The organism is Pontibacter actiniarum (assembly GCF_003585765.1).
Taxonomy (GTDB): Bacteria; Bacteroidota; Bacteroidia; order Cytophagales; family Hymenobacteraceae; genus Pontibacter; species Pontibacter actiniarum.
In genome coordinates this window covers 1,672,240-1,685,426 of record NZ_CP021235.1, presented here as the reverse complement: position 1 = coordinate 1,685,426, position 13,187 = coordinate 1,672,240, and the positions used below count along the sequence as shown (strand labels likewise).

The 13,187-nt window shown below is 53.4% G+C and carries 9 protein-coding genes; 2 read left to right on the top strand and 7 right to left on the bottom strand.

Features of this window, described 5'->3' with window-relative positions; translation table 11 throughout:
• Positions 1-411: 411 nt before the first annotated feature.
• Both CA264_RS07320 and CA264_RS07315 read right to left on the bottom strand, forming a co-directional pair.
• A complete protein-coding gene (locus CA264_RS07320) occupies positions 412-1,500 on the bottom strand; it encodes a mechanosensitive ion channel family protein (protein ID WP_025605919.1) in 1,089 nt (362 codons plus the stop codon).
• A 216-nt stretch (positions 1,501-1,716) separates the two neighbouring features.
• Positions 1,717-3,573: a glycoside hydrolase family 13 protein gene (locus CA264_RS07315; protein WP_025605917.1), complete on the bottom strand. Its 1,857-nt coding sequence runs from the start codon at positions 3,571-3,573 to the stop codon at positions 1,717-1,719.
• A gap of 190 nt (positions 3,574-3,763) precedes the next feature.
• On the opposite strand from CA264_RS07315, the gene CA264_RS07310 reads away from it, so the two are divergent.
• The gene (locus tag CA264_RS07310) at positions 3,764-4,609 is read left to right on the top strand and encodes an alpha/beta fold hydrolase (RefSeq protein ID WP_036775745.1); all 846 of its coding nucleotides are present in this window, start codon (positions 3,764-3,766) and stop codon (positions 4,607-4,609) included.
• A gap of 1 nt (position 4,610) precedes the next feature.
• Here the strand turns inward: CA264_RS07310 and CA264_RS07305 are convergent, their stop codons facing one another.
• From CA264_RS07305 to CA264_RS07290, 4 genes are all read right to left on the bottom strand, one after another.
• Positions 4,611-5,201, bottom strand: a complete 591-nt coding sequence (locus tag CA264_RS07305) for a heme NO-binding domain-containing protein (RefSeq protein WP_157593659.1) — start codon at positions 5,199-5,201, stop codon at positions 4,611-4,613.
• Between the two features lie 356 nt (positions 5,202-5,557).
• Positions 5,558-6,058 carry a DUF4920 domain-containing protein gene (locus tag CA264_RS07300; RefSeq protein ID WP_025605911.1) on the bottom strand — a complete coding sequence of 167 codons (501 nt, stop codon included), beginning with the start codon at positions 6,056-6,058 and terminating at the stop codon, positions 5,558-5,560.
• Between the two features lie 521 nt (positions 6,059-6,579).
• Complete coding sequence (locus CA264_RS07295) at positions 6,580-8,910, bottom strand: patatin-like phospholipase family protein (RefSeq protein WP_051364366.1); 2,331 nt, start codon at positions 8,908-8,910, stop codon at positions 6,580-6,582.
• 60 nt (positions 8,911-8,970) lie between these two features.
• Positions 8,971-9,552 (bottom strand): hypothetical protein, encoded by a 582-nt coding sequence (locus CA264_RS07290; protein ID WP_025605907.1) that lies wholly within the window; start codon positions 9,550-9,552, stop codon positions 8,971-8,973.
• A 352-nt stretch (positions 9,553-9,904) separates the two neighbouring features.
• Between CA264_RS07290 and CA264_RS07285 the strand changes: the two genes are divergently transcribed.
• On the top strand, positions 9,905-10,465 hold the full coding sequence (locus tag CA264_RS07285) for a cytochrome c oxidase subunit 3 (RefSeq protein ID WP_237151192.1): 561 nt from the start codon (positions 9,905-9,907) through the stop codon (positions 10,463-10,465).
• A gap of 89 nt (positions 10,466-10,554) precedes the next feature.
• On the opposite strand, the gene CA264_RS07280 is transcribed toward CA264_RS07285, so the two are convergent.
• The gene (locus CA264_RS07280; RefSeq protein WP_084196175.1) at positions 10,555-13,074 is read right to left on the bottom strand and encodes a gliding motility-associated C-terminal domain-containing protein; all 2,520 of its coding nucleotides are present in this window, start codon (positions 13,072-13,074) and stop codon (positions 10,555-10,557) included.
• Positions 13,075-13,187 lie beyond the last annotated feature (113 nt).

Below are 13,187 nucleotides of genomic sequence, written 5' to 3'. Positions count from 1 at the left end.
CGTGCTTCCGACCTAAGCCTGTCCTCTTCTAATGGCATTCGGAGACGGTCTGGTTTTTATGGGATGGCCCAGCTCTAGCAGTGGACCTAGGGGGGCTTGTGCTACCAAAACCGTGCGTATATGCTTCTAATGCGGGAGTTTTAAGTATAACTGACCTTTTCCTGCTCCCGGTATGCAGTGCCCATCCACGGTCGCTAAGTTCTATTTATGTGTGTTCAAACGGACACAACACACCTTCTCTTAAAAGCCTTACTGCTTAGCCGCTGATGCCACGGGGCGTGTAGCACCGGGTCTGTACCTGCCCTTCTTTCCTGCTATTCAAACTGAAGGAGTTCTAAGTCCTGCGGAAAGCAATTGGGCGCCCTTTTTGTAAGAGCGCCCAAACATATGCTAATCCCAGAAGTGTACGCGTTACAGCGCCCTGACGGGCTGGTGGTTTTCACTTCCCTGTTCTTCGTTTACGACAAAAAGTGTACGGGTAGGATAGGCAAAATCAATGCCCCGCTTACTGAATTCCTGAAAGATGCGCATGTTAATTTGCTGCTGCACATCCATATACGTGTTGTACTCAGAAGATAGCACGTAGTACACCACCTCAAAGTCAAGGCTGGAGTCGCCATAGGAGGAGAAGTGGGCACGGTCGAACCGCACCGGCTCCTGTTCTTCCACAATCTGGCGCAGCAGCCTTGGAATGGCCTGTACCTGCTCGTATGGGGTTTGATAAATCACGCCGATTTTAAAGAGCACGCGGCGCTGTTGCATCTGCTTATAGTTGTGGATGCGCGAGTTGGTAAGGTCGGAATTGGAAAAAACAAGCTGCTCCCCCGAAAGGCTTTTCAGGCGGGTGGTCTTGATGCCGATATTCTCCACCACGCCCATCTTATCATCAATAATAATAAAGTCACCGATTTCGAAGGGGCGGTCAAAGAATATCACGAAGTAGTTGAACAGGTCACCGAGTATGTTTTGTGCGGCCAAGGCCACGGCAATACCACCGATACCTAGTCCGGCAACCACAGTTGTGACATCATAGCCCAGGTTGTCGAGCAATGTCAGGAACCCGAGGCCCCAGATCATGATGTTGATGATGAGCATTACCCCGCCCAGTTGCTTTACCTTTTCCTCCCCGTTCTCCTGGCGGTGAATGTAGCCGCGCAGCACGAGCAGGATGGTAGAGGACAGCAGCCTGATCACAAGTATGGTGACGGCCACGATAGTGGCGAACTCGATGATGTTTGACACGCGCTCCGAAAGCACCAGGTAGTTGAGCCCCAGGTACACCACGTAAATGTAGAGCGCCGGAACGCCAAAGCGGGCAAGGCTTTCTACCAGAAAGTTGTCGATGCTGGTGCTTGTTTTCTGGGTGAGGCGTGCAATGCGCGTGAGCACGCTTTTCTTAAAGAAACTGATGACCAGGAAGCCCACTAAGATGAAACCCAGGGCGATCAGGTAGGTTTGTACAGAATTGTGCAGATAGACTCTATCCAAAAAATCACTCATGAAGGTCTGGTTGGTTTAAGGTTGGTTGGCTTGATTTAAGTAGTTACGTATGGCTTACGCACAAATGTAGCGGAAGGATAGCAGGCCCTCTGTGCTTGAGGCCTCTTAGCCCCTACACAGGCTCTATTTCGCTTGCCGTGCCTGGTGAGCTGCTGTGGCACTAAAAAGCAGTGGCGCCCGCCCGTCTTTTAAGGGGCGCCACTGCTGCCTGTATTTTTACTTCAGCTCCAGCACCAGGGAGGCCTTCTGGGGCAGTGCCAGAGTCGGCTGGTTCAGGTCATAGGTTTTACCTGTGATCACATCCGTGCCTTGGGTTAGTCCGCTTAGCTGCGGGGAGAACTTCTCCAGCTCCAGCTCATACGGCTCCGTGTTTTTGTTGAGCACGACCATCACGCGCTCTTTCCCGTTGTCGCGGAAGTACACATACACGCCTTTCATGGGAGCGTAGTGCGTTAACTTGCCTGTGTGGATCACCTCCGCGTTCTTGCGCCAGTTCAGCAGCCTTTTTGTGAACTGATGCATGTCCTGCTCTTCCCGGGTAAGGCCCGTGCCTGTAAAAGCATTACGCTTATCACCGGCCCAGCCCCCGGGGAAGTCCGTCCGGATAATGCCGTGATCATCGGGTTCGTCGTTGTGCATCAGTATCTCGGTGCCATAGTATAGCTGCGGAATGCCACGTGTAGTCAGCACATAGGTTACGGCAAGCTTTGTCAGCTCCGGGTCCTGGTTTAGTTGCGTGTAGATGCGGTCCATGTCGTGGTTGTCGGGGAACACCACCAGGTTGTTCGGGTCCGGGTACAGGAAATCGTTGACGAGCATGGTGTAGAGTTTCATCCAGCCGGATTCCCAGCTGCTTTCATCGTCTTTCAGCGACTCGGCCAGGGCATTTTGCACCGGAAAGTCCATCAGGCTGGGCAGGTACGAAACGTAACCGTTCCAGTTCTGCTTGCCCCGCTGCCAGTAAGACACAATGGCCGGGTTCACCGACCACTCTTCGCCCACGATGTTGAAGTTGGGGTACTCCTCCATGACACGGTGGGTCCACTCGCTCATAAACTGCGGGTCAGGGTAGGAGTAGGTGTCCATGCGTATGCCTCCCAGCCCGGCGTATTCTATCCACCAGATCGTGTTTTGGATCAGGTAGTTGGCCAGGAGCTCGTTTTCCTGGTTCAGGTCCGGCATCGACTCTACGAACCAGCCCTCTGTATGCATTCGGTAATCATAGGCAGAGGCGTGGGGGTCTTGGATGGCTTCGCGGCGGTGATTCGTGGTTTTAAAGTCTCCCTGGAAGTTAAGCCAGTTATCAGTTGGTAGGTCGTCCATCCACCAGTGCGCTGAGCCGCAGTGGTTCAGGATCATGTCCATCACCAGTTTAATTCCACGTTCTTTGGCCAGGCTGGAGAGCTGTAGGTATTCTTCGTTAGAGCCGAAACGAGGGTCAACTTTGTAAAAGTCTGTGGTGGAGTAGCCGTGGTAGGAGTAGGACGGCTGGTCGTTTTCCAGCACAGGATTTACCCACAGTGCCGTAAAGCCCATCTCATCCACATAGTCGAGGTGGTCTATCAGCCCGGAAATATCCCCCCCGTGGCGGCCCCCTTTGTCTGAGCGGTTAAGCTTGTCATCCATCCCCTTTACCGAGTCGTTTTTCGGGTTGCCATTGGCAAAGCGGTCCGGTGTAATGAGGTAGAGCACGTCAGAAGTATCAAAGCCCTGCCGGGTGGCCGACTTCGGGTCGCGCTTCCGTAGTTCATACGTATAGCGCTCCACCGTTTTCCCATCCCGCTTCAGTTTCAGGTCAGACTTGCCGGGCTTGGCGTTTTCTATGTTCAGGGTCACGAAGAGGTAGTTGGGGTTTTTTACTTTGGTCACAGCCTTCACCTTCACACCCGGGTGTTTTAGTTCAGGTTGTAGGTGAGAGATATTCTGACCGTGCAGCATTAGTTGCAGGTCGGGGTTTTTCATGTCTGTCCACCAAAAACTGGGTTCTACACGCAACTTCTCCTGCTGTGCAAAGGCAGTGGAGGTTATAAAGCTGAGGAGGAAAAAAAGGAGTAGTAACTTTTTACAGTGCATAGGCTATAAGATATAGAAGTATAAGTATAGGCAGCAGCTGCTGCCGAAACGCCAGAAGGCCTTACTATAAACTAGACGACTATAGGCAGTTTTATCCCTCTGGAGCTCCTTTTTTTAAGTTGTTGGTTTGACGGAGGAGTAGGAGTAGGGCCGTCGCGCGTTAAACACAGAAGACTTAACAGGATTTGTGATGGAAATAAAGCAACGATACGTGCCGGTAGGGGATTTGCAGCTGCACACTGCCGTGGCCGGGCCCAGTACGGGTGAGGCGGTCATACTGCTGCACGGTTTTCCGGATGCCTGGTTTACCTGGGAAGAGCAATTACAGGTGCTTGCCGGGCAGGGCTATTATGCTGTTGCTCCTGACCAGCGCGGCTACAACCTCAGCTCCAAACCACCCGGTGTCGAGAACTACACCCAGGACAAACTGACCGGGGATATCCTGCGCCTCGCGGATGGGCTGGGCCTGGAGCGGTTCCACCTGGTTGGGCATGACTTTGGGGCAGCTGTTGCCTGGCGGCTGGCGCTGCTGTACCCGCAGCGGGTGCGTAAGCTGGTAATCTCTAATGTGCCGCACCCGCAGGTGATGCGGCATAACCTGCGGCGGCAGCCGGGGCAGATGCTGCGCAGCAGTTATGCGCTCTTTTTCCAGTTGCCCTGGCTGCCCGAAAAGCTTCTTGCCGCACTTGAACCGGAGTTGCTGATGAAGCAGATGCCCAGCAACTTGAGAGAGGTGCAGGGGGCGCGGCTAAAGCAGGCATGGTCACAGCCCGGGGCCCTCACAAGCATGCTGAACTGGTACCGTGCCGCAGGGCGTGGTGCTGCTACGGCATCAGCCGGTAAAGCAATGGTGAACGTGCCTACGCGTATTATCTGGGGAGAACAGGACCCTTACCTTCGCGCAGAAATGGCTAAACAAAGTATGGCTTACCTCCAAAACGGGGAGCTTATGCTCCTGCACGAGGCAGGGCACTGGGTGCACCACGATGCTGCGGAAAAGTATAACCGGTACCTCCTGGATTTTCTGCGCAGCTAAGCTACGCCTGCTGTTGGGGCGTTTCCTGCAGCCGCTCCAGGCGTATCTGCACGCGCTCCGCCTCCAGGTCTGTTACTGGCCATACTTTGTAATCTGCCGCTTCGTTAAAGTAAATGGTTATACCTTTGATGATGCCTACGGCAATGCTGGCCATGCGGCGCTTGGAGTAATAGTCAACCACGAGCAGGTTCTTGTTCACCTTCGTGACGAAAAGCCTTGGTGGGTTTGTACGCTCATCCTGTCGGCGGACGGCACCGTGTAGGTACTGCTCGGTGTACTGTATCATCTCAAAGGTACCCCAGCTCGGATCTACGAACTTCTTAAAAATGAGCAGCAGGTCCGTAACGAGAAAAGTGCCGAACTCCTCCAGCACCTGGTATTTGTCTTTGCCTGAAAGTGTAGAGAGGGCCTCTACTACAGCCGTTAGCTCCTGCACAGGGTACATCTCATTCATCTGGTACATCGTGCGGTTGATGCCCGTTTCCTCCGATAGCCTGATCCAGGTACTAAAGTCGTATGAGTTCTCCACAAAGCGCTTCAGAAAAACGAAGATGGAGCCATGCATGTAGTCGCCGTTAAAGTTGTTGTTCATCTGGGTTTTGAAGCTGGTGGTTGTGCTTGAACCCTGCAAGATACGAAAAAGGAAGCAGGAGCAGGTGGTACAAATCAGGAAAATAACAGAAGGTACACGGCAGCGGCTGAAGAGGGGCAGGCAGGGTGCTCCTGCGAGTCTTGCTCCTCCTCCTCGTGGTGACCATTCATCCCTCAACTTTTAAAGAATGTTGCTTTTGGGCAGGAAGAAGCTTGTACAGAATGTGAGTCCTTATTTTTTTAACTAGCTATATGTTTACCAGTTATAAAAGGTGTTTTGATTAAAGTATAACTACTATATAAGAGGAGGCTACTTTCAACGGTAGCCTCTTCTTATATAGGGTCAAATCTGGAAATCTATTTCAGAATTACACCATCTGCTACGAACCGCAGTTCCTCATTTGGTGCGGTAATGGCAGCAATCTCGGCTTCTGGTTTGCCTGCATCCTGCGCATAGTGGCGTTGGTCTTCTACAGAGATCACTTCCCGTTTGGCAGTGCCGGTGAAGACTACCTGCCTCCCTTTCAGGTCTTCCACAGGTAGGAAGAAGCCGTAGTCCCGGAAGGTTACTTTCATGCTGTTCCCATCCGCCAGCCTTACATCCATCCAACAGCCTTTGGCTTGGCAGCTTTCCTGCACCTCGGCAGCCACAGTGGCTTGCACTGAATCTTTGCCCGCCACGGCATCAGCCAACTGCCCGACAGAGATGGTATTCTCTTCGGCAAAGGTCGCTCCAAAGGAAGCGCCAGTCGTGGTGCTGGTGCTAGCTGCTACCGCTTCGGTTACGGTAGGTGGGGTGGATTGCTGGCAGCTGTAGCAGGCTGCTGCCATGGCTACCAGGAAAACTGTTTTTTTCATGTCTCTGGGTGGGATTGATTTACATAGCAAATGTAGTAAAACTAAGCACAGATGCAAATTTCGGCACAGTGGCTAACCGTGGCTGCGGCAGTTGCTGTTGCCTGTGCTAAGGATATCCTGTATATAGGTGAGCTTTACGTACAGCTGACATCTGCAGAGGTACCGGTTTGGTAAACGTTTAGGATGCCCGCAATGAGGAGGCTTTACCCGATAGCATACTTATGACACCTGCTTCGTCTACGGCCGCAGCACCTCCCTTTACTGTTGTGGCAACAGGCTTGCTAGTGGGTACTGTGCCAGCTCCTGTTGCATAGCCTCGGTAGGATCGGTAGTAGGTTGCCCGAGGCAAGCTGCGTTAGGTGAGGCTATTCCCAGACCTCCTCTCTCCCTTAAACCTCCGCGGCAAGTGTTGTTAATAAGCTGGCATGACAAAATGTCAAAACACATGTTTGGTAAAAGTATAGATTGTTGTAAATCAATTATAAGCTTTCGTCTTGTGGAAGAAGTAGTTTAAGTGCGGTTTACTCAAACGGGCGCTCCTGAAAGAGGATATAGCCGACATGGAAAAGTACCCCCCACCGTTTTGCTTTATCATCATAGTAGTTCAGGCTGAGAGACACGGGGCCTGGCAAACCATGGTATACCACTGTGCCACTGCCAATGAAAGCGGTGCCACTTAGGGTAGAGCCGTAATAAGCCTGTTGTTCTTTGTCTTGCCGAATGGCCTGGTAAGGCTGAAACAGGAAGCCCTCAGCTCGCAGATCCAGCTTAGGAACAGGGGAGAAAATATAACGGAGCCCCGCTGCCACATAGCGGTCGTTGCGGAAGGAATCCAGAAAGAGCGTTTTGCTGTCTGGCAACGGCGTGAAAGCGGGCGTGGTTGTAAGGGTGCTTCTGTAGTTCTGGAAAAAGGGCTGCGTGCTCAGCACACCCTCTGCCAGGTAGCCCCAGCTGTGCTGTCCCAACGTGTGATAGCGCTCATAGCTTACGCGTAGCTTTAGCCATTGGTGCTCTCTGCTCGCCCGCTGGGCCTGGTTGGCTGTTGAGCCCGGTTTATACTTCTCTTCCCCGTTAATGTAGCGTAAAGAGGCCACAAAACTACGTCCCGCGCTGGCGTACTGGCGCCGGTTCAGGTTGTTGAACTCAAACGTGACGGCAGCGGTGTAGGCATCGAAGGCTGTTCGGTCCAGGGTGTCTGTGCTTCGGATCTCCAGTTGGTTGCTGTAGCGGTCTTCTGTCTGGGCGTAGGCGGCACTCAGCACCAGTTTGCCTTTATAAGTGTTGGTAAAGCCAAGCGCCAAGCCGTAGCTTTTGTCGCTCTGTTCTAGGAACGGCTGCCGGTCTTCGGTGCTCTCTAGCAGAAAGCCCTTTGTGGAGATGTAGTTCCAGTTGTTGTAGGTATACGACGGCTCCAGGTAAAAGGGGAAGCGGGCGGGTACATCCAGCCGTACCCGCAGCCGCGCTGCCTGGTAAAAGCGCCCTGTGTAGAAGCTCCCTGAGAAGGTGTACAGGTAGCGCCGCAGCAGGTTGTATTCCAGTCCGGCGTAGATATTATCAATGGGCCGGGAGGCCAGCACACCGCCAACGGCCAGCTGTAAATCGGTATTGGTGCTTAAATCCAGGGCAAAGTCGTAGTGCTGTTTGTCCGGGTTGTAGCGAATGGTCGGGTACAGGTTATAGAAGTTGTCAGCGGCAGCCAGCCTGAAATAGCCGCGCTTTATCTCCTGCATGCTATAGGTGCCGTCGCCGTTGCGGCGGAAATGGTTTCGGACATAGCGCGCCTGCTGCTCCGTGAGGCCATTCACATGTACCTTGTCGAAGCTGAGGGTGCTGAAATCCTCCCGAAAGGCTATCCGCTGCTGTTCTATTTCTGCAGGCGTTACGCGGCGTTCAATGCGTTTTTCTATGGTTGGCATCTCCTCCTGCGCCTCTTTGTATCCTGCCTCAAACAAAGACTTAACCTTGTTAAAGTCCAGTGCCGTGTAATCATCCACCTCCGGCTGTACATAGATATCCTTCGGACCGAGTTCGGTGGAGTCGCTTTTGGATAATAGGGCGTACAGCAGGGTCTGGGGGAGGTCCAGGTCGTCCTTCTTGTAAGGGTACTCGTTGTAGACTTTTGAGGAGACGTTCACCCCGATGATCACATCAGGGGAAAACTCCTTTTTCATCACATCCACCGGAAAGTTATTGTAGAGCCCGCCGTCGTAGAGGCGCCTGCCCTCGACTCTGATCGGCCGGAAGAAGAGCGGAACAGTCATGGTGGCACGCACGGCATCCGCTAGCTGCCCCTCTTCCAGCACCACTTCCCGTTGCGTGTAGATATCGGCTGCCACACTCCGGAACGGGACCATCAGGCTGTCAAAATTATAGTTGGCTTTGGCCGCCGGCTGTGCCAGCAACTGCGCCAGCGCAAAGTTAAGGGGCGCATCGTCTACCAAGCTTGGGTTGAGGTGCACCTGCAGGGTAGAGTCATAGGCGAGGCCCAGGCGCAGCAGGGCAGGGTTGTGCCGGTATGCGTTGTAGCTGTAGGTATAGTTTTCCTCCACGGCTCCTCTGGCCCATTTCTGAAACTCCTGCGTGTTCATCAGGTACTCGATCTCGGCGGGGGAGTAGCCGGCAGCGTAAAGGGCACCCACGATGCCGCCCATCGAAGTGCCGACAATGTAATCAATGGGAATGTTATGCTCCTCAAGGGCCTTCAGCACGCCCACGTGCGCAATTCCCTTTGCGCCGCCGCCGCTCAGAACCAGCCCTACCTTCTGTGCCTCCACGCCTGGCGCTCTCAGCAGGCAGAAAAGCAGAAGTATGTATAGGAACCGTGAAGGTGCAGGGGGTAAAGGGCAGGGCATGTGCTAGGGTTGTTCTCTTTGGGTGAGGGTATGTTTTTTTGTGTCTGTTAAGTATAGGCGCTATCGCATTTCAAGGTTTATCCAGCGGGCATTGTCAATGGAAATCAGGATACGGCCCGTTAACAGTGGCGCATACTCTATAGGCAGTGAAGCCTGAAAGTTGTCCAGCATCAGGTCAAAGCTGGTAGAGAAATAGAGCGAGTTGTTCTCAGAGGTAAAAGCCACAGGGACCACTGTTTCGTTGTTCACGCCCTGAAGGCCGATAGAGGTGGTGCGCCGTATGGTTTCAGGGGTAAGGTTACCGGCACTGATTTTCTGAACCGGTGCATCGATGTTGATGTACAGCTGCGGGTATTTGGCTCCAAACAGCACCTCAAAAGCCATTGCCGGAGGGATAGAGTCGTTCAGGGGCAGCAAAGTGGCTACCGGCAGGATGCACTCCAGCTTTTGGGTGGCTTTGTTGTGGCGCACCAGCATCTGGTTGGAGCTAAACTCATAGCGGCTTGTGGGGCCCTCCAGCGCAATAAATATACGGTTGCTGCCGGTGTACGGCGCACGTTCCTGCTGTGCCGAGGCGGCAAAGCCCGGGAGCAGCAACACAAGCAGCACGAGTAAGTATGAAAAGCGTAGTTTTATAGTCATCGGATGGTTTTGGTGTTTGCGTTTGTACTTCTCTTAACGCAATTCGGCGGCTCAGGGTGGTCTCCCTTCAGCTATACTTGCAGCAGTACGGGAGAAAGAACAAAACCTACGTACTGCTGTTGTTAAGAAAGCAGCCGGGAGTCGCCAAATTAACTGCGCAATTGCAAAACTATAAAGAGGCTATAAAGGTATAAATGTAGTAACCGGAGGTTTAAACCCATGAAATTGGGGTAAAGTGGCACAGTGGCCACACTAGCTTTCTTAGCGTCGGAAAATGGAGTAGCGGATGGACCAGGATAAGAAGAACCATGTAGATTCAAAACAGCGATCAGCCTTTAAGAGGATCGAGAAAATGCACCCGATCAGAATGCTGCTCTACCTGAGCATGATTGGTATCGGGGTGCTGTTCTTTATCCTGACAGTTGCCTTTGCCCGTACAGGCGGCTTCCCCGGCGAGGCGTTTGAGCTTCCGAAATTTTTCAGTGTGAGCACTATCCTGCTGCTCTTCAGCAGCTATACCATCTCCCGGGTGCCACGCCTCTACAAGCAGGAAAAACTCAAAAAGATGGCCCGCTACCTCGGGATCACATTAGCACTGGGCCTGCTCTTTATCGGTACGCAACTGATCGGCTGGAACGAAATGTCGCGCACTGGCGTCCACTTTTCCGGCAAGGCCTCCGGAACCTACCTGTACTTAATCTCCGCACTGCACATGCTGCACCTGGCGGGCGGCGTTATTTTCCTGTCGTTTATGGTGTTTAAGACCATGTATGTGAACAGCGACGGCGTGCGCAGCCTTATCTTTATCCGGGACCCTTTCCGGCACCTGCAGCTATCCATGCTGAACAGCTACTGGCATTTTATGGATTTTCTGTGGCTGGGCTTGTACCTCGTCTTCCTTTTCATCGCCTGATTTTATACCACCTATACGTAAAAGCAAAAGCTCCTGCTGAAGCGTTATACTTAGGCAGGAGCTTTTGCTTTGTATGGGAACAGCAGGGCTCAGCGCACCAAGGTTACACTGCCTTTGTAGGTGGTGGTGCCGTAGTCAATCACATAGAAGTATACGCCGTCGTTTACGTTCTCGCCGTTCCACTGGAAACTGCTGGAGGTGCTGCGGTATACTTCCTTACCCCAGCGGTTAAATATCCGGATGCTAGTGAAGGTGGCGGAGCAGAACTCCGGAGGCATGCCCGGTATCTCAAAAAAGTCGTTTTTACCGTCGCCGTTCGGAGTAAAGATGTTAGCCGGTATGTAGTCTGCCAGTTTGGGCGCTTCCACGGTAAACTCCATCTTGAGCTGTTGCGGCTTCGGCACGCAGGCATCCTCCTGTAAGGTGAAGTTCACGCGCAGCACGTCGCCTTCGCGGGCTGGGCAAGTGGCCTGCCAGGTAAACTTGCCTGCCGCCTCGCCAACCCCCCCTGCTCCTGTAAACGCCATGCCATAGTCTGCCAGGTTGAAGCCCTCGCCCTCTGCAGTGAGCAGCAAGTTGTCTAAGTCCACGTCGAGCCCGTTGAAGTTGGCCTCAAAGTTTTCGTTTAGCTGTAGGGTGAAGGCATACGCCTGTTGGTCTGTGGAGAGGGCAGGGGCGTTGTTCGGGTCCTTCAGCCTAAACTCCAGCACCAGCTCCTGGTCCGGTGAAGAGGAGCAGGTATCCTCGGCCAGCTGAAACTTAACCTGTAACTTCTCGTTTTGGAGCGCTTCGCAGGTAGGGGTCCAGCTAAACACACCGTCTGCTTCGCCGTTGCCGCCGGTGCTGTTGAAGCGCATGCCATAGGTTTCGAGCGTAAATCCCTCACCGGCGGCAGTAAGGGAGAGCGGGTCCATATCCACATCTCGCCCAAAGAGGTTTGCGCTGTAAGGCTGGCCTACCTCCAGCTCCACAACCGTCAGTTCCTGGTCAGAGCTCAGCGTGGGCAGGTTGTTGGTGGAGCTGGTGCGTACTTCTATTGTCTCCGTTCGCAGGACCTCCTTGCCGCACTCGGTGGAGCGCACCACAAAATCCAGCGTATAGGACTCCTGCTGCAGCGTTTCGCAGGTAATATCCCACGTGAAGGGAGAGCTGACACGACCTGCCGCGCTTTTACCTTCAAACGTTATTTGCTGCGTGGCAAGGTCGAAGTTCTTTGCCTCTGCTGACAGCGTCACTACATCTTCATCGGGGTCCAGCCCCAGCACATCGAAAGTGATCTGGTCCCCCTCCTGCACGCTAAACACCCGCTTGTTTGTTGATAGCGACACGGCGGGAGGGGCGTCGGGTTCAGGTTCTACTACAAAGCTCACGCGAATGGTGTCCTGGCGGGGCAGGCTGCACCCGTCGTCCTTCACAATCAGGTCCATGAGGTATACTTTTCCTTCGGTGTCAAAGCATTCTTCAAAGCAGAGGGTTGCCTGTAGCGTGTCCGGCGTGCTGCCCTGGTTAATAAATCCTTTTGTAACTCCCTGGAAAGTATAGTCGCGGCGGGAAAAGTTAACCGGCCGCGCCCGTAGTTCCACGTACTCGCTCAGGTCCGGGTCTGTGAAAAGTACATTTAAGCAGCGGTTGGGGTCAGTGGAGCTGATGCGCAGTATGTTTCCCTGTTGATAGTCGTTTTTCTTGCCCTGCTCCCGGGCCACGACAACGGGTGTCTGGTTTCGGGGGCAGTCCAGCACGAGCACCTGAAAGTCGCGTCTGACCTCACCGATCTTCTCTCCGTTCCGATACTCCTGCGCCCGTATGCCGAAAACAAACAGGCCTTTTTGCGAAGGCCGCATGGTAAGCTGCCCTGTTTGCCGGTCTATATCAATCGCTGGATTTCCCTGCACCTGTATATCGGCGCTGTACCCGCTGCGCCAGGTGATCTCAGGGTAAGGCGCAGGGCGTGGCTGTATGGTGTAGGCGGGCATGCTGGGGCTGGTAAAGCCGTTGAGCGGGGTAACCATGTCGTACACGATGGAGTCACCGTCTGGGTCGCTGCCGTTAAAATCGAAATAGAACTGCTCTCCCACACAGGCATAGTCACTGAGGGGCGGGAACAGCACGGGGGAGGAGTTAACAAAGGGCTGGCCCCTTCGTGCCACCGCCGGAAACTCCATATAGAAGGTTTGGGCGGCATCCTCTGGCCGGACAATGTTGTTTATCGTGCCGTTGCGGCAGCAGCGCTCCCAGGTGACATAGTAGCCATCAAGGCTGCTGAAGGTGCTGGGGGGCAGGCTAATCGTTTCATAGTACACCAGCCGTTTGGTAACAAGCTGCCCCACGGTGCAGTCAATGTTGGTGTACGGCACATATGACTGTTCCCGCAAGCGCATCATCTCCGTCCGGACAAGCCGGTTGCTCCCCTTTTCGAATATGCTGACGGTGATGGTCTGGTCCAGCGCGTCTGGGTTTCCGTTCACCACATCAAAGTACAGGTTCAGCTGCAGGCGGTATATGTAGCCTTCCAGGTGCTGCATCTCAAACTCCCCACCTACTATATGGGTAGCGCTTGCCGTTGCGCAGGAGCATAACAGGAAAACCAGGAGAAGTAGACGTCGCTGCATAGGCGTATGCTAATTTTCTGATACTATATTGTCTTAAATATACCTTAAATTCAGGTAAATTAAAACAAAATACCAGGAATTATACTGCGCTGCTGCCTCTGCAGTTGCTTTAC

Excerpts from the sequence above, each read along its gene's own strand:
- CA264_RS07315 (WP_025605917.1), bottom strand. The coding sequence starts at position 3,573 with ATGCACTGTAAAAAGTTACTACTCCTTTTTTTCCTCCTCAGCTTTATA.
- CA264_RS07320 (WP_025605919.1), bottom strand. The coding sequence starts at position 1,500 with ATGAGTGATTTTTTGGATAGAGTCTATCTGCACAATTCTGTACAAACC.
- CA264_RS07285 (WP_237151192.1), top strand. The coding sequence starts at position 9,905 with ATGCACCCGATCAGAATGCTGCTCTACCTGAGCATGATTGGTATCGGG.
- CA264_RS07300 (WP_025605911.1), bottom strand. The coding sequence starts at position 6,058 with ATGAAAAAAACAGTTTTCCTGGTAGCCATGGCAGCAGCCTGCTACAGC.
- CA264_RS07290 (WP_025605907.1), bottom strand. The coding sequence starts at position 9,552 with ATGACTATAAAACTACGCTTTTCATACTTACTCGTGCTGCTTGTGTTG.
- CA264_RS07305 (WP_157593659.1), bottom strand. The coding sequence starts at position 5,201 with ATGAACAACAACTTTAACGGCGACTACATGCATGGCTCCATCTTCGTT.
- CA264_RS07310 (WP_036775745.1), top strand. The coding sequence starts at position 3,764 with ATGGAAATAAAGCAACGATACGTGCCGGTAGGGGATTTGCAGCTGCAC.
- CA264_RS07280 (WP_084196175.1), bottom strand. The coding sequence starts at position 13,074 with ATGCAGCGACGTCTACTTCTCCTGGTTTTCCTGTTATGCTCCTGCGCA.
- CA264_RS07295 (WP_051364366.1), bottom strand. The coding sequence starts at position 8,910 with ATGCCCTGCCCTTTACCCCCTGCACCTTCACGGTTCCTATACATACTT.